The sequence below is a fragment of the Campylobacter sp. MIT 12-5580 genome (assembly GCF_005406235.1).
GTDB lineage: Bacteria > Campylobacterota > Campylobacteria > Campylobacterales > Campylobacteraceae > Campylobacter_D.
Map to the genome: position 1 here is coordinate 1 of NZ_NXLK01000005.1, position 16,583 is coordinate 16,583.

The 16,583-nt window shown below is 34.0% G+C and carries 16 protein-coding genes; all 16 read left to right on the top strand.

Annotated elements, in window-relative coordinates; translation table 11 throughout:
• Window positions 1–311: 311 nt before the first annotated feature.
• The 16 genes from CQA38_RS05990 (at window position 312) to CQA38_RS09205 (ending at window position 16,550) form a co-directional block, all read left to right on the top strand.
• Window positions 312–3,347: a pentapeptide repeat-containing protein gene (locus CQA38_RS05990; RefSeq protein WP_137633098.1), complete on the top strand. Its 3,036-nt coding sequence runs from the start codon at window positions 312–314 to the stop codon at window positions 3,345–3,347.
• A 173-nt stretch (window positions 3,348–3,520) separates the two neighbouring features.
• A complete protein-coding gene (gene dapE, locus CQA38_RS05995; RefSeq protein ID WP_137633099.1) occupies window positions 3,521–4,618 on the top strand; it encodes a succinyl-diaminopimelate desuccinylase in 1,098 nt (365 codons plus the stop codon).
• A 33-nt stretch (window positions 4,619–4,651) separates the two neighbouring features.
• On the top strand, window positions 4,652–4,843 hold the full coding sequence (thiS, locus tag CQA38_RS06000; protein ID WP_137633100.1) for a sulfur carrier protein ThiS: 192 nt from the start codon (window positions 4,652–4,654) through the stop codon (window positions 4,841–4,843).
• A complete protein-coding gene (gene thiF, locus CQA38_RS06005; RefSeq protein WP_170999477.1) occupies window positions 4,843–5,652 on the top strand; it encodes a thiamine biosynthesis protein ThiF in 810 nt (269 codons plus the stop codon). Before thiS ends, thiF begins: the two co-directional genes overlap by 1 nt.
• Window positions 5,653–5,940: 288 nt before the next feature.
• Complete coding sequence (locus tag CQA38_RS06010) at window positions 5,941–7,605, top strand: 2-isopropylmalate synthase (RefSeq protein ID WP_137633102.1); 1,665 nt, start codon at window positions 5,941–5,943, stop codon at window positions 7,603–7,605.
• Window positions 7,602–8,867: a 3-isopropylmalate dehydratase large subunit gene (gene leuC, locus CQA38_RS06015; RefSeq protein ID WP_212741820.1), complete on the top strand. Its 1,266-nt coding sequence runs from the start codon at window positions 7,602–7,604 to the stop codon at window positions 8,865–8,867. Before CQA38_RS06010 ends, leuC begins: the two co-directional genes overlap by 4 nt.
• Before the next feature lie 9 nt (window positions 8,868–8,876).
• On the top strand, window positions 8,877–9,371 hold the full coding sequence (gene leuD, locus CQA38_RS06020) for a 3-isopropylmalate dehydratase small subunit (RefSeq protein ID WP_137633103.1): 495 nt from the start codon (window positions 8,877–8,879) through the stop codon (window positions 9,369–9,371).
• Window positions 9,371–10,438: a 3-isopropylmalate dehydrogenase gene (leuB, locus tag CQA38_RS06025; RefSeq protein WP_137633104.1), complete on the top strand. Its 1,068-nt coding sequence runs from the start codon at window positions 9,371–9,373 to the stop codon at window positions 10,436–10,438. Before leuD ends, leuB begins: the two co-directional genes overlap by 1 nt.
• Window positions 10,439–10,568: 130 nt before the next feature.
• The gene (locus CQA38_RS06030; RefSeq protein WP_137633105.1) at window positions 10,569–11,420 is read left to right on the top strand and encodes a carbon-nitrogen hydrolase family protein; all 852 of its coding nucleotides are present in this window, start codon (window positions 10,569–10,571) and stop codon (window positions 11,418–11,420) included.
• A 10-nt stretch (window positions 11,421–11,430) separates the two neighbouring features.
• Complete coding sequence (locus CQA38_RS06035; RefSeq protein ID WP_137633106.1) at window positions 11,431–12,312, top strand: polysaccharide deacetylase; 882 nt, start codon at window positions 11,431–11,433, stop codon at window positions 12,310–12,312.
• 12 nt (window positions 12,313–12,324) lie between these two features.
• Window positions 12,325–12,660 carry a hypothetical protein gene (locus CQA38_RS06040; protein WP_137633107.1) on the top strand — a complete coding sequence of 112 codons (336 nt, stop codon included), beginning with the start codon at window positions 12,325–12,327 and terminating at the stop codon, window positions 12,658–12,660.
• Window positions 12,653–13,609 carry a GTP-binding protein gene (locus CQA38_RS06045; RefSeq protein ID WP_137633108.1) on the top strand — a complete coding sequence of 319 codons (957 nt, stop codon included), beginning with the start codon at window positions 12,653–12,655 and terminating at the stop codon, window positions 13,607–13,609. The genes CQA38_RS06040 and CQA38_RS06045 overlap by 8 nt, the downstream gene beginning before the upstream one ends.
• 81 nt (window positions 13,610–13,690) lie before the next feature.
• Window positions 13,691–14,452: a thiazole synthase gene (locus CQA38_RS06050; RefSeq protein ID WP_137633109.1), complete on the top strand. Its 762-nt coding sequence runs from the start codon at window positions 13,691–13,693 to the stop codon at window positions 14,450–14,452.
• Window positions 14,453–14,457: 5 nt separating this feature from the next.
• Window positions 14,458–15,609, top strand: a complete 1,152-nt coding sequence (gene thiH, locus CQA38_RS06055; protein ID WP_249355214.1) for a 2-iminoacetate synthase ThiH — start codon at window positions 14,458–14,460, stop codon at window positions 15,607–15,609.
• A complete protein-coding gene (locus CQA38_RS06060; protein WP_137633229.1) occupies window positions 15,599–16,204 on the top strand; it encodes a thiamine phosphate synthase in 606 nt (201 codons plus the stop codon). Before thiH ends, CQA38_RS06060 begins: the two co-directional genes overlap by 11 nt.
• 169 nt (window positions 16,205–16,373) lie before the next feature.
• Complete coding sequence (locus CQA38_RS09205; protein ID WP_156104100.1) at window positions 16,374–16,550, top strand: hypothetical protein; 177 nt, start codon at window positions 16,374–16,376, stop codon at window positions 16,548–16,550.
• The last annotated feature ends 33 nt before the right edge of the window (window positions 16,551–16,583 follow it).

A 16,583-nucleotide genomic window follows, 5' to 3' on the forward strand; every position in this document is an offset into this window, starting at 1 on the left:
AACGCCTTGCTCCATCTCGAACCAAGAAGCTAAGCACATCGTGGGTGATGATACTACGCCTTACTGGCAGGGGGAAAGTAGCTTGTTGCGGACTTTGTTTGTTTTTAGTTTTTATTCTTTACTTTTTTGGTTATTTACTTTCTTTATTATTTGATTTTTTTCTTTTTTATCTTGCTTGGTTATTTATTCTTTTTACAAATTTATATTCTTGTTATTTTTTTATTTTTATTACTTTTTCTTTGTTTAGTTCTTTTTTTGGTTTTTGGTATAATGCTTTGTGAAAATTAATAGTTGTGTTTGGAGGGGATTTTATGGCCGATATACTTGTTCTTTCGGATTTATTGAGTAAAGTGGAAAAGGATTCAAGGAAAAATGTTAAAAGAATTTGTTTTGGTCAAAAAGATAACACAATAAAAATAAAAGATATAAATAATAAAGAAATAAAAAAGTTTGACCTTCCTCAGATTTTGAGACTTCATATAGATGGTATTGATGGAGATGTATTTTTAAATTTAGAAGTTGTTGAATTTCAAGGTTGTAAGTTTGATAAGGTGCGATTTGAAAATTATAAAGATGAAAGTCAAAATGTTTTTTTAAATGCAGATAGTTCAAAGGATTTTGATTCTTTGAGTAGCATAAAAAATCCAAAATATCCACTACTTAAATTTGATAATTGCAAATTTGAGAATATTGAAGTTGAAAATGCTAAATTAAGTAGTGAAAATTTTAAAATCGATAAGGCATTTAAAATTGATTCAATTAAAAAACAATTTCACTATAAACTCAAATTGAATAAATGTGAATTTTTAAGGAGCATAGAGTTAGATCACATTGATTTTCATGAAAACATTGAAATTAATGCTAGTACATTTAAAGAACAAGTTAAATTTTTTAATACAAAATTTGAAGGTGAATTTACTGTTTTTGGCATAAATAAGGAAACCATTTTTGAAAAAGATTTTATTTTACTAATTGCTGTTTTTGAAAAAAAGGTTAAAATTGAAAATACTGTTTTTAAAGGCGATAAAAAATCTTTAGATTTAGTAGATGTAGATTTTAAGGATAGTTTTATTTTAGATCAAAATGTGAAATTTGAAAGGAAGGTAGAGTTTTCTGGAAAGTTTAATGAGGTTGCGTTTTCTGGGGTTTTTGAAGAAAGTCTTTCATTGACTAAGTGTAAATTTGAAAAGAATCTTCAATTTGTAAAAGCTGTATTTAATGGTGGTTTTGTTTTTAATTGGAGTTCTAGTAAAGAAAAAAAAGAATTTAATCAAAAAATTACTTTTAAAAAGGTGGAGTTTAATAAACATTTTAGTATGTATAAATGCTTATTTAAAGAAAAAGTTTGTTTTGAAGATGTTAATTTTAAAGAAAAACTTAAATTTAATGAGACTGAATTTAAGCAAAAAGTAGAATTTAAAAATATAACTTTTGAAAAAGAATTTGAAATTTCAAAAGATACTTTTACTCAGGATGAACTTATATTTGAAAAAGTAAATTTTAATCTTTTTAAATGCGATGATAAAGAGTTTTTTAAAAAAGAACTTAAATTTAAAAATTGTGAGTTTCAACAAATTCACGAGTTTAAGGATTTAACGTTTAATAAAATAAGTTTTAATACTTGTCGTTTCAATGACAATGTTTATTTTAATAATGCTATTTTTAAAGATTATGCGGATTTTCATGAGAGTCAGTTTGAAAAAGTGGCTGGTTTTTATGGAGCGAGTTTTGATAAGGTGCCAAATTTTAGTGCTTGTGTTTTTAAAGAATTAAGTGCTGTGAATTTGATTGGTGTAGATATAGATGAGATAAATTTCGATGCCATCAGGGTTTATATTGATAAATGTCATGGAATAGATAAAACTTTTAATGATAAAAAAGGGGCTTATAATAACGATGATAAGAAAGTGAAACAACTAGAATTAGAATTCAAGATTAAATACGCACAAAATGCAAAAGATTCTTTTCGTGTTTTGAAAAATGTTTTAATCGAACAAAACAATCTTTTAGAGGCTCAAAATTGGCATAAACTAGAGCTTTATGCTAAAGAAATTGAAATAGAAACTAAACTTGAAAAATATGATAATAGCATACTTAAAAAATATGATGGTATCGTGAAAGAAACAGTAAAAGAAGTAAAGTATTGCAAGAAATATTATAAATTTAATTTTATTGATTTTGTATGGAGGCTTGTTAAAATAATATTAAAGTTGTCATCTACAGCTTTAGCATGGATGATAGCAATGGCAACATTGGTGCTACCTTTAATAATAGTCTTTTTGTTAATATGTGTAGAATATAGTGTTATGAAGATAATAAAGGCATTAACCTTTATTTTGAAATCTCTTATGCCTTTAAGTATTGATAAATTTGTTATTTTTTGGAAAGGATATTTTAGAATTTGTACTTTTAAAATATCTAAACTTGGAAAGAATATGCGTGATTTTACCTTATTTTTTGACAAAATTTTGCTTCAAATTTATCGCAACACAAGTGATCATCATACAAATTTTATAAAAATTCTAAATTTTACCACCATGATAATAGCGATTTATTGGTTAGCTAACTTTTTGCTTTCATACTATATGAATTTTTTAACAAAGATCGATCAAGATTATTTAATTTCCGCTCTTTTTATCTCGTTCTCTTTACCTATTCTTTTTATCATTCAAAACATAAAAAAAGTAACGACAGAGTATTTTTTTATAATTTTGTTTCTATTTCTGGCTTTTTTTATGGTTCTTGCTACAATAATTTTAATTTCAAATATATTGGTTAATATAGTGATCGTGACATATATATTAATGATATGTATTTTTTATGGTTTGTTTATTATTAAGGTAAATATTATTGTTTTTATTGTAAGATTATTTGCTTATATGGGAATTTTTATGGTTATTACCACAAAACCTCAGCTTATTAACCCACTTTTTGGCATCTTTCAAACAGAAAATTTAGTCCAAAGCAAATTTGAAAAACAGCTAAATGAGTTTTCTCCGCAAGTTCTTTTGGAGTTGGCTCAGTTTTTGCAAAATAGTTCGAACATAAATCTTCTACCGCAAGACAAAAATGCAAGCTTTGAAGAATTAAATGCTTTTAAGCACTTTATCAAAGATAGCAAAGATAAATTAAAACCTAAAGTAGAAGAAGATAAAAACGACAAAGCTAAAAACGATAAAAAAGAAGGATATATTGCAGGTTTTAATGAGTTGCAAGAAGCTATTCATTACGATGAGATGATGGAAAATATTATCAGATCAACTAGTGTGTTATATAGCATTATACTTTTGCTGTGTTTGTATTCTCTAGCCAAAACAGCACGCAAGAATTCTATAGTGCCGAGCTAAATGTGTTGAAACTTGGATTTAAGGTAGAATTAAAATGAGCTTAAAAATAAGCTAAAATAATTTCGAAGATAAATGCCTCAGATAAGTCTTAGACTAAAGTTCATCTTAGGCAAAGCCATGTTTTGTAAGAAATTTGTGTTATAATGCTTGAAACTTCGCAAAAAGGACAAGCTATGCAAGCAAAAGATTTACTTTTAGAGCTTTTGAAATTTAAATCAATTACTCCAAATGATGATGGAGCTTTAAATTATATAGCCTTAGAACTTGATGAATTTGAGGCTTTTTTTATAGAAAAAGAGGGTGTGAGAAATCTTTTGCTGACTAAAAAATTTAAAGATGAGGGCGAGCATTTAGCCTTTGGCGGACATATTGATGTGGTGCCTGCAGGGCAGGGTTGGAGTAGTGAGCCTTTTGAGCCAACTGAAAAAGATGGTTTTATCATCGCCAGAGGTGCACAAGATATGAAAAGTGGGCTTGCAGCTTTTATTTATGCGGCTAAACATGCGGATTTTAAAGGTTCAAGGCTAAGTCTTATTATCACAAGTGATGAGGAGGGCGAGGCAAAATATGGCACTAAAGAAGTGCTTAAATTTATGCAAGAAAAGCAAATTTTGCCTGATTTTGCGGTGGTTGCTGAGCCAAGTTGCGAGCTTAAATTTGGCGATAGTCTTAAGATAGGCAGGCGAGGCTCAGTAAATGGCACGCTTCTCATCAAAGGTAAGCAAGGACATGCTGCTTATCCTGAAAAATGCATTAATCCCATACATGAGTTTGCCGGAGTGCTCAAATCCCTAGCCGGCTTTGATCTTGATCCAGGCGATGAAGTTTTTGCTCCTTCAAAGATAGTGATAACAGACATTAGAGGCGGCATCGAGGTGAGTAATGTAACTCCAAGTGAGCTTAAGATTATGTTTAATGTTAGAAATTCAAATCAAAGCAAGTTAGAAGATATAAAAACTTATATAGAGGAGCTTTGCAAGGGCTTAAATTACGAGCTTAGCTTAAAACAAAGCTCAAAGCCTTTTTTAACTGATAAAGATAGTAAAATCGTGCAAAAACTTAACCACAGCATACAAAAAATCACCGCAGTTGTCCCAAGCTTAAATACTAAAGGTGGGACAAGTGATGCGAGGTTTTTTGCTGAATTTGGAGTAAAAGTCGTCGAGTTTGGTGTAAGAAATGATAGTATTCATGCTGTTGATGAAAAAGTAAGTTTAGAGGATTTTGATAAACTTTGTTTGGTGTTTAAGGACTTGATAGAAAATTTTTAGAATTTAAATAAGCTGATAAATTAAGGATTAAAGATGATGATAAATGGAGAAAAGCTTGATTTAAACGAGCTTAAATTTATGGATTTTTTAAAAGAAAAAGGCTTAAAGCTTGAGTTTATCGCTCTTGAGCTTAATGGCAAGATTGTTCCAAAACGCGAGTTTGAAAGCTTGATTTTAAAGGCAGATGATAAGGCTGAAATCGTAAGCTTTGTAGGAGGTGGTTGATGAGGATTAAATTTAATGGCGAGTTTGTGGATACGCCTTTTAAGACAAGTGAGGAATTTTTTAAAAGCGTGAGTAAAAGTGCTGATGAAGTGTGGATTATCAATGGTTTTGCAACTAAAGAAAACTTGAATTTAAAAGAAAATGACGAGCTTTTTTGCATAGCAAAAGGCGTTATGCCTCCAAAAGAAGCACTTGAAGCGATGATGAGTGCAAGACATACCCCAAAAGTGCATAATGAGCTTAAAAAAGCCTGCGTAGCAGTGTGTGGGCTTGGTGGGTTAGGCTCGCATATTGCTATAATGCTTGCTCGCAGTGGGATCGGCAAGCTTAAGCTTATAGATTTTGACATTATAGAGCCAAGCAATCTTAACCGCCAAGCTTATGCTATCAAGGATTTAGGCAGGTTTAAAACTGAGGCTTTAAAAGAGCAAATCGCTCAAATTAATCCTTTCATAGAAACAGAAATTTTTACGATTAAAATCGATGAAAACAATATCAAAGAGTTTTTTTTAAATTGTGATATAGTCTGTGAAGCCTTTGATAGTGCACAAGCTAAAGCTATGTTAGCGCAAAATTTTCATAAATTCTATCCAAATACAACACTTATTTGTGCTTCAGGACTGGCTGGCTTTGGAAACTCAAACAGCATTCAAACAAGAAAAATCGCTCAAAATTTTTATATGTGCGGAGATTTAGTAAGTGGGGCAAAGCCCGGAAATGGACTTATGGCACCACGAGTAAATATCTGTGCGGCTCATCAGGCAAATTTAGTGCTTGAATTGCTTGTGCAAAATGAAAACACAAACTAAGATATAATGCTTCATTAAAAGCAAATTTCACACAAAATAAGACTTTGTTTTTGCAATTTTAAAGAAAAATTTATATTTTTTAGTTATAATCAAGTTTATTTAAAAATATCAACGCAGGAGGAAAATATGAAAACATATCATACGCAAAAACAAGTTCAATTCACTCTCGCCCTGCCTGCCCTGCTGCAACTTTCTCTGTAATCTTTCATTTTTTTTATTTTTTAAGTTTATGTTTTAAGTCTTTTTTTCTAAGACTTTTTAAATTTTTATAAGTTTTTGGAGTTTTTTATGAGTTTTAAACACTATCAAAGAAATTATTTTATGCCCCCAAGCCCAAGCTATGAGTGGTGTAAGAAAGAATTTATCACCAAAGCACCTATTTGGTGTAGTGTGGATCTAAGAGATGGCAATCAAGCCTTGATTACGCCTATGAGTATAGAAGAAAAGCTTGAGTTTTTTAAGCTTTTAGTTGAGATCGGTTTTAAACAGATTGAAGTTGGCTTTCCAGCTGCAAGCTCGCTTGAGTTTGACTTTATTCGCAGTCTTATAGAGCAAGATTTAATCCCAGATGATGTAAGCATTCAAATTCTTACTCAGGCAAGAGAACATATCATCAAAAAAAGCTTTGAAGCCTTAAAAGGCTGTAAAAATGCCATAGTTCATTTTTATAATTCAACCTCTTATGCTCAAAGACAACAAGTCTTTAAAAAAAGCAAAGATGAGATCAAAAAAATCGCCCTTGAAGGCGCAAAACTTATCAAAGAACTTGCTAGGGATACTAAGGGCAATTTTTGTTTTGAGTATTCACCAGAAAGCTTTACAGGAACTGAGATTGATTATGCCCTTGAGGTGTGTGATGCTATTATAGATGAGTTTAAGCCAAGCAAGGAAAAAAAGCTCATCATCAACCTTCCAGCAACGGTTGAGCTTTCTTTACCTCATGTATATGCCTCACAGATTGAATATCTTTCAAAACGTTTTAAACAAAGAGAGGAAGTTATCATCTCTTTACACCCACACAATGATAGAGGTTGTGCTACAGCTGCAGCTGAACTTGGGCTTTTAGCAGGAGCAGATAGGGTTGAGGGCACGCTTTTTGGTAATGGAGAACGCACCGGAAATGTCGATATTATCACGCTTGCGATGAATTTATACACGCATGGGGTTGATCCTGGGCTTGATTTTAGTGATTTACCGCGTATTTGTGAGCTTTATGAAAGAGTGAGTAAAATGCGTGTGTATGAAAGACAACCTTATTCTGGAAAACTTGTTTTTGCAGCCTTTTCAGGCTCTCATCAAGATGCCATTGCTAAAGGTATGGCTTATCATGAGGAACAAAGGCTTGAAACTTGGAGCGTGCCGTATCTTCCTTTAAATCCAAAGCATGTTGGTAGAGTATATGAAAGCGATGTGATACGCATAAATTCTCAAAGCGGAAAAGGTGGCATTGCTTATATCTTAAATTCGCGTTTTGGGGCAAATTTGCCAAGTCATTTAAGAGAGGAATTTTCATATTATATCAAAGAAAAATCCGTGCAAATGCAAAAAGAGCTTAGCGCTGATGAGATAGTGGCTATCTTTGAAAGTGATTTTGTCAATGTGAAAGCGCCTTTAGAGCTTTTAAGTTTTTCTTTTGAAAAAACTGAAAATTTAAAAGTCAATTTAAAAGTAAAATTTCAAGGCAAAGCACACGAGCTTGAAGGTTTGGGAAATGGCAGGCTTGATGCGGTAGCAAAGGCCTTAAAAAGCATTTTAGACTTTGATTTTGATGTGCTTGATTATAGCGAGCATGCTCTTTCTCAAGGCTCAAGCTCAAAGGCTATTGCTTATGTTTTAATACAAAGCAAGCAAAAAAACTTCTTTGGAGCTGGCATTGATACAGACATCATCACCGCTTCAATACTAGCTTTAATCACAGCGATAAATAGAACAATCACAAAGGATAAAAAATGAAAAATATGACTATGACTCAAAAAATTTTAGCCAATGGAGCAGGTAAGGACTCTGTAAGTGCTGGAGAGCTTATCATGGCAAAGCTTGATATGGTTTTGGGCAATGATATTACTACTCCAGTAGCGATTAATGCCTTTAATAAGGCTAAATTCAGCAAGGTTTTTGATAAAAGTAAAATTTCTTTAGTAATGGATCATTTTGCACCAAACAAAGATATAAAAGCTGCTACTCAAAGCCAGCAATGTCGCTTTTTTGCTAATGACTTTGATATAGAGCATTATTATGATGTTGGAAATATGGGCGTTGAGCATGCACTTTTACCTGAACAGGGCATTGTAACTATAGGTGATCTTATCATAGGGGCTGATTCACATACTTGTACTTATGGGGCTTTAGGGGCTTTTAGCACAGGGGTTGGCTCAACTGATATGGGTGTGGCTATGGCAACAGGTAAGGCTTGGTTTAAAGTGCCTCAAGCTATGAAATTTAATATCAAAGGTAAGCTTCGCCCACATATCAGTGGTAAGGATGTGATCTTGCATATCATCGGTAAGATAGGTGTTGATGGGGCTTTGTATAAGAGTATGGAATTTATGGGCGAGGGGCTTAAAAACTTAAGCATAGATGATAGACTTTGTATAGCCAATATGGCTATAGAAGCAGGAGCAAAAAATGGCATTTTTGCCGTTGATGATATCACGCTTGAGTATGCTAAGGGAAGAAGCGAAAAAGAACCAAGAATCTTTGTAGCTGATGAAGATGCGTATTATGAGCAAGTTTTTGACATTAATTTAGATGAGATCGATCATACTGTGGCTTTTCCGCACTTACCAGAAAATGCACGCACTAAAGATGAGTGGGGCGAGATCAAGATAGATCAAGTTGTGATTGGCTCTTGCACGAATGGAAGATTAAGTGATATGGCTGTAGCAGCTGAAATCTTAAGAGGTAAAAAAATCGCTAAAAACACTCGCTGTATAGTTATCCCTGCGACTCAAAATATTTATTTAGAATGCATCACAAAGGGCTATTTAAAAACCTTTATCGAGGCAGGTTGCGTGGTATCAACTCCAACTTGTGGTCCTTGTCTTGGCGGACATATGGGAATTTTAGCTGCAAATGAAAAATGCGTTTCAACCACAAACCGCAATTTTGTTGGCAGAATGGGACATGAAACTTCACAAGTTTTTTTAGCCTCACCTGAAGTTGCAGCAGCAAGTGCTATTAGTGGAATTTTAAGCGCACCAGAGCAAGTTTTATAAGGAGAAAAGATGAAAGCACACGGAAAAGTTCACAGATATGGCAATAATGTTGATACAGATGTCATTATCCCAGCTCGCTATCTTAATACAACGGATAATAAAGAGCTAGCAAGTCATTGCATGGAAGATATAGACAAGGAATTTGTCAAAAAAGTAAAGCAAGGCGATATTATGGTGGGAGGCTTTAATTTTGGTTGTGGTTCAAGCAGAGAACACGCTCCTATAGCTATAAAAGCAAGTGGGATTAGTTGTATTATAGCAAAGTCTTTTGCACGCATTTTTTATAGAAATGCCATTAATATAGGGCTTGCTATCATAGAAAGTGAGGAAATTGCTTCAAATATCAATGCAAATGATGAAGTTGAAATAGACTTTGAAAAAGGCGAGATTAAAAATTTAAGCACCAATAAAAGCTTTAAAACCCAGCCCTTCCCACCTTTTATACAAGAAATCATCAATGCAAATGGCTATGTAAATTTCGTAGCTCATAAAAAGGAAGATTGATGAAAATAGCAGTGATAAAAGGCGATGGTATAGGGGTTGAGATTATCAATGAAGCTTTAAAAGTGCTTGAAAAAATAGCTCAAATTTACAAGCATAATTTTGAATTTGAAGAAGTGCTGATGGGCGGGGCTGCTATTGATGCTTGTGGTAAGGCTTTACCTGAGGAGACTTTAAAGGTATGCAAAGAAAGCAAAGCCGTGCTTTTTGGCGCTATAGGTGGAGCAAAATGGGATAATGAGCCAGCACATAATCGCCCAGAAGCTGGACTTTTAGCCTTAAGAAAGGGCTTAAACTTATACGCAAACTTACGCCCAGCAAGCGTGATGAAAGAGCTAAGTCATTCAAGTCCTTTAAAAACTGAGATTTTAGATAAAGGCATTGATTTTATTATTGTTAGAGAGCTTATTTCTGGGATTTATTTTGGTAAGCACGAACGCTTTGTCAAAGAAGGACAACTTTGGGCAAAAGATGAGCTTGAATACTCACAAAGTCAGATTAAACAAATCGCAAAAATCGGCTTTGAATTAGCCTTAAAACGCAAAAAAAAGCTTGCTTGTGTGGATAAAGCAAATGTGCTTGAAAGCTCTCGTTTATGGAGAGAAGTGGTGCAAGATATGGCTAGTTCATATCCTGAAGTAAATTTAAACTTTATGTATGTGGATAATGCAGCCATGCAACTTTGCAAAAATCCAAGTGAATTTGATGTGATTTTAACTGAAAATATGTTTGGGGATATTTTAAGTGATGAGGCTAGTGTTTTAAGCGGAACTTTGGGTGTTTTACCTTCAGCGTCTTTAAGTGATAAAAATTTTGGACTTTATGAGCCAATACATGGCTCAGCCCCTGATATAGCAGGACTTAATCTAGCCAATCCCATAGGCACCATTTTAAGTGCAGCCTTAATGCTTGAGCTGAGTTTAAATTTGCAAAATGAAGCTAAAGCCATACGAAAAGCTGTACAAACAACCCTAAAGCAAGGCTATAGAACGGCTGATATTTATGCAAATGAAGGCATTAAAATCACTTGTTCTGAGATGGGCGAGAGAATTTGTGAGAATTTAGTTTAGATTTACTTACTTTGTAAAAAGTCATATTTGTAACATTTTCTTGAAAAAAAGTTGTTTTTAAACTTTTGTTAGTGTTTTTTAAGTTTTAAAGCTTTAAAATGAAAATAAAAACTTAACAAAGATTAAACAAATGAGAAAATTAAAAGTCGCAAGCATACAAATGAAAAGCAAGCCTTATGAAGTTGAAAAAAATCTCAAGCTTGCTTTAAAACTTGCTCAAAAAGGCGTTGATAAGGGTGCAAAACTTATTGTTTTTCCAGAGCTTTTTGATAGCGGATATTGCGTTAATGATAAGGACTTTGAGCTTGCTCTTGATTTTTCAAATCCACACTCACATTTTGCTTTTAAAGCCTTAAGTAACTTTGCAAAAAATACCAAAACCTTTCTTATAGCCTGCACGCTTGAAAAAGAAAATCATCAAATTTTTGATACAGCTTTTGTACTTTCAGCTGAGGGCAAGCTCTTGGGAAAATACCGCAAAATTTATCTTTGGGGCGAAGAAAAAGAACGTTTTGAACAGGGTAAAAAATATGAAGTATTTGAGCTGGATTTTAAAAAATTTAAAGTAAAAATTGGCTTGCAAATTTGTTATGAGCTTGGCTTTGGCGAGGGTGCGAGGATTTTGGCTTTAAGTGGGGCTGAAATTTTAGCTTATCCAAGTGCTTTTGGTAAGGCAAGAACTTATGCTTGGGAGCTTGCTTTAAGAGCAAGAGCCTTAGAAAATGCTTGCTATGTTATCGCTTCAAATCATAGCTCTTTTGAGCTACATTATTCAAGTAAAGAAAAGCTTGAATTTGCTGGTAAATCACGCATTATTAATCCTCAGGCTAAAGTTTTAAAACAGGCTAAGAATAAAAATGAATGCATAGTGCAGGAGCTAAATTTAGATCTTATCAGAGCTCAAAGAGAAAATATCCCGTATTTAAAAGATATTAACTTAGAGCTTACAAGTACTTATTTAACGAAACTCAAATCATTTTAAAGGAGAAAAAATGGCAAAAGAAATTTTAGTGGCTTATGGCGTGGATATTGATGCGGTTGCAGGTTGGCTTGGAAGTTATGGGGGCGAGGATAGCCCAGATGATATTTCAAGAGGGCTTTTTGCAGGAGAAGTTGGTATACCAAGACTTTTAAAGCTTTTTAAAAGGCATAATATCCCAGCTACTTGGTTTGCACCAGGACATTCTATAGAAACCTTTCCAGAGCAAATGAAAATGATCGTTGATGCAGGGCATGAAATAGGCGCGCATGGGTATTCACATGAAAATCCAATAGCTATGAGTGCCAAACAAGAAGAAGATGTCTTACTTAAGAGTATAGAGCTTATCAAAGGTTTAACCGGCAAAAAACCAACTGGCTATGTTGCGCCGTGGTGGGAGTTTTCAAATATCACTAATGAACTTTTACTTAAACACGGCATAAAATACGATCATTCTTTAATGCATAATGATTTTACGCCTTATTATGTAAGAGTGGGCGATAGTTGGACGAAGATTGATTATTCAGCTGAGGCAAAAGACTGGATGAAGCCTTTGGTAAGAGGAAAAGAAACTGATTTAGTAGAAATTCCAGCTAATTGGTATTTGGATGATTTACCGCCGATGATGTTTATCAAAAAATCCCCAAATAGCTTTGGTTTTGTCTCTCCAAGGGATATCGGGCAAATGTGGATTGATCAGTTTAACTGGGTATATAGAGAAATGGATTATGCTGTGTTTGCTATGACTATACACCCTGATGTAAGTGGGCGTCCTCAGGTTTTAATGATGCATGAAAGAATCATCTCTCATATCAACAGCCATGAGGGTGTAAGATGGGTAAATTTTAATGAAATTGCTGATGATTTTTTAAAAAGAAGTCCGCGTAAAAAATAAGGCAAGCTAATAATGTGCATTTTATGCGGCGAGCTCATAAGCTCTTTTCACTGGAGTGATGTTAGCTTTAAAGAAGAAAAAGCAAGCATAAGTGCTGGTGAAAATCAAAAAGAAAGGCAAAGATCAAGACTTGAAAGGGCTAAGCTTTTAGGGCTTGTCCTTGCCTTTTATGGTTTAAGTATCAAAGAGTGGCAAAACTCTAAATTTATACTCAGCGATAAGAAGGGTAAAAGCCTTATCGTAAATGATCTTGGGGATTTATGGCTTAAGGCTGAAGAGCTTAGCTCAAAACCCATTGACATTTTGGACTTAAATTTTATCAATTTTTTAAAAGAACATCATGGCTAAAATCCCCATCATCTTAATCACAGGCTTTTTAGGAAGTGGCAAGACAAGCTTTTTAAATGAGTTTTTAAGGCATTATGATGATGAAGGCTTGGCTGTCATTGTGAATGAACTTGGACAAATAGCCCTTGATGGACGTATCTTAAAGCCAAGCATAGCCTATAAAGATGAGCAAATGCTAGTGCTAAACTCAGGTTGTGTGTGCTGTAATAAAAGGCTTGATCTTATCAAAGGCTTAAAAGAACTCCTTGATAGCTATGATTTAAAGCAAAAGCCCTTAAAAAAAGTCATTATAGAAACTACGGGACTGGCTAATGTTGCTCCCATAGCTTTTACCTTGCTTAGTGATGCTTTTTTAAGCAATCATTTCATCTTGCAAAATACCCTTGTATGCGTTGATACGCTTAATGCTCATTTACACTTGCAAAATCAAGAAGCCAAAGATCAAATCATCTTAGCTGATAGCATAATGCTTACAAAAACTGATCTTAAAAAAGCAGATAAAAGCTTAATACAAGAGCTTCAAAGTTTAAATCCAAGCGCAAGTATTGTTGATAAACAAGATTTTAATCATGAAGAGCTATTTTCTTTGGATAAAAAGGCTAAATTTCAAGACTTTAGCCTTATAAAAACGCATGAAGAAGATTTTGAAAGTTTGGCTTTAGAATTTGATTATAGTGTAAATTGGAGTGCTTTTGGCATATGGCTAAGTATGCTTTTGCACCGATATGGAACGCAGGTGTTAAGAGTAAAAGGCATTATTGATACAGGAGAGGATTTTTTAGTGAATATCAACGCTGTTTTGCATATCATGCACACACCAAGTCATATTAAAAAAGATGAACAAAATGGCTCAAAGCTCGTTTTTATCACAAGAAAGCTTGAAAGTCAAAAGATCAAACAATCCTTGCAAAGTTTTGAAACTCTTTTGAAAAATAAAGATAAAATTTAAGTTTTTTTATTCATTTAAACCCTTTCTCACATTTTTTTAAGCTTGAATGCTATAAAATTGACAAAAAATAAGGACTATACTTTGCATACATTAAAACTTGGAAAATTTGAGTTTAATTCTCGCTTTATACTTGGTTCTGGTAAATTTAGCCTTGAGCTTATTGAAGCGGCGATTAAAGAAGCAAATGCACAGATTATTACCCTTGCTTTAAGACGCGCTCATACAGGTAAGCTTGAAAATATACTTGATTATATCCCTAAAAATATCACTATCTTGCCAAATACAAGCGGAGCAAGGACGGCTGAGGAAGCCTTAAAAATAGCTCAGCTAGCAAGAGAGCTGTGTGGGGCTGAAATGATCAAGATAGAAGTGATACGAGATAGTAAGTATCTTTTACCAGATAATTATGAAAGCATAAAGGCTGTTGAACTGCTTGCAAAAGGAGGTTTTACGCCTCTACCTTATATGTATCCAGATCTTTATGCAGCAAGGGCTATGCGTGATGCTGGAGCAGCTGCTATCATGCCACTTGGAGCACCTATAGGTACAAATAAGGGCTTAAGAACTAAGGATTTTATTCAAATTTTACTTGATGAGCTTGATTTACCTATCATCGTTGATGCAGGACTTGGCAGCCCAGCACAAGCGTGTGAGGCTATGCAAATGGGCGTAAGTGCAGTGATGATTAACACCGCTATAGCCTTGTCTTCAAATATCCCTCAAATGGCAAGAGCTTTTAAACTGGCTATAGAAGCTGGCAGGGAAGGCTTTTTAGCTGGCATAGCAGGGCAAAGTAAGCTTGCTAGGGCTTCATCTCCACTTACTGGCTTTTTAAGGGATTAAAAAAAATGAGTAAAAAAAGTGTGTTTGAATATGAAAGCAATATGCAAGAAATTCATTCTAAGCTGCTTCAAAATGTTTTAGCCCAAGTGAGTTCTTATCAAAAAGAAAATTATACTCAAGCTGAGGTTTTAAAAGCCTTACAAAGTGAAAGCTTAAGTATAGAAGGTTTAAAAGCCTTGCTTAGTCCAGCAGCAAGTGCTTTTTTAGAAGAGCTTGCTTTTAAGGCAAGAATGCTTACAAAAAGGCATTTTGGAAATTCTATCGCTCTTTTTACTCCGCTTTATTTGAGTAATTATTGTGAAAGTAAATGTGTGTATTGTGGTTTTCAAAAGGGCAATGCCATAGCTAGAGCAAAACTCAGTGAGGCTGAAATAAGAGCTGAGATGCAAGCCATAGCTGATACAGGCTTGCAAGAAGTGCTTTTACTTACTGGAGAGGGAAGAGAGCATGCAAGTGTGGAGTATATCGCACAAGCTTGCAAGATTGCTAAGGAGTATTTTAAAGTCGTTGGAGTAGAAGTTTATGTGATGAATGTTGATGAATACGAGCTTTTGCATAAAAATGGCTGTGAATTTGTGACTATTTATCAAGAAACTTATAATGCCCAAAAGTATGAAAAAATTCATATCTTTGGGGAAAAACGCGTCTTTCCTTACCGCTTTAATGGACAAGAAAGGGCTTTAAAAGCTGGTATGAGAGGGGTTGGCTTTGGGGCTTTGCTTGGTATAGATGAGTTTGAAAAAGACGCCCTTGCTACAGCCCTGCATGCTTATTTTTTGCAAAAAGCTTATCCTCATGCTGAACTTTCACTTTCTGCGCCAAGGCTTCGTCCCATTTTAGGCAACCGCAAAATCAGCCCAAAAGATGTAACTGAAGCAAGACTTTTGCAGGTTTTATGTGCGTATAGGATTTTTTTACCCTTTGCAAATATAGTAGTTTCAACGCGAGAAAGGGCTGGCTTTAGAGATAAGATCATTGACATAGTAGCAACTAAAATTTCAGCTGGGGTTTCAGTAGGCATAGGCGAGCATTCAGGCGAGAAAAAAGGCGATGATCAGTTTCAAATCAGCGATGAGCGAAGCGTGGCCGAGGTTTTTTCTATGCTTAAAAAAGCAAAATTACAAGCTGTGATGAGTGATAGTATTTATGTGGGCTAAAAAAATCATTGCTATTACTGAGAGCAAGCTTTGTGAAGAGGACTTTTTAAAACGTATTGAAAAGCTTGCAAAAGCAAAAATCGATGCTTTGATCTTAAGGGAAAAAGAACTTGGTGAAGCAAAGTATTATGAACTAGCTAAAGAGGTATTAAAAATTTGTGCAAAACACAAAACAACTTGCATTTTGCATTATTTTGATAAGGTAGCCTTAAAACTAAATCACAGGTATTTTCACTGCCCTTTAGATATCTTAAAGGCTGAACCTAGACTTGTGAAATACTTTCATCTTATTGGCACTTCAGTGCATAGTGAAGAAGAGCTTTTTTTGGCTGAGTATTTTAAGTGCAATTATGCTATAGCAGGACATATTTTTGAAAGCTCTTGCAAAGAAGATTTAGCACCAAAAGGACTAAATTTTTTAAATGAGTTATGTAAAAATGCTAAAATTCCTATTTATGCTGTAGGAGGTATAAATTTAAAGACTCTAACCCAGCTCAAAGAAAGCTCAATCTCAGGCATTTGCTTGCGATCAAGTTTAATGCAAGAAAAAAATGTAAAAGAATACATTGCAAATTTAAGAGCGATTTTAGCTTGAAATGAAGCTTTTTAAACTCAAGATTTGTGCTTAATTTTCCAAGAAAATGAGAAAAAACGAATGCGAAAATTACAAAGAATGTGAATTTCTGTAAAAAAGTATCATTTTAAACATTTTATTAATAATTTTTTATATAATTGCAGATGAAAATTACAACAAAGGATTAACAATGGTTGTTAGGGTAGAAAATCCAAATGATAGAACTGCTTATCTTGAGTTAAGTCGAGATGATATAGAGCTTTTGCTTGAAGAATTTGTGCTTCATTATGAGGATTTAGACCAATTTATCGCTGCTTTTGATTTGCTTGAAGTGACTTCGAAAATGAATGATGATCTCAGTGAGTAAAATAAAAATGCTATGAAGCCCCATAAAACCTTG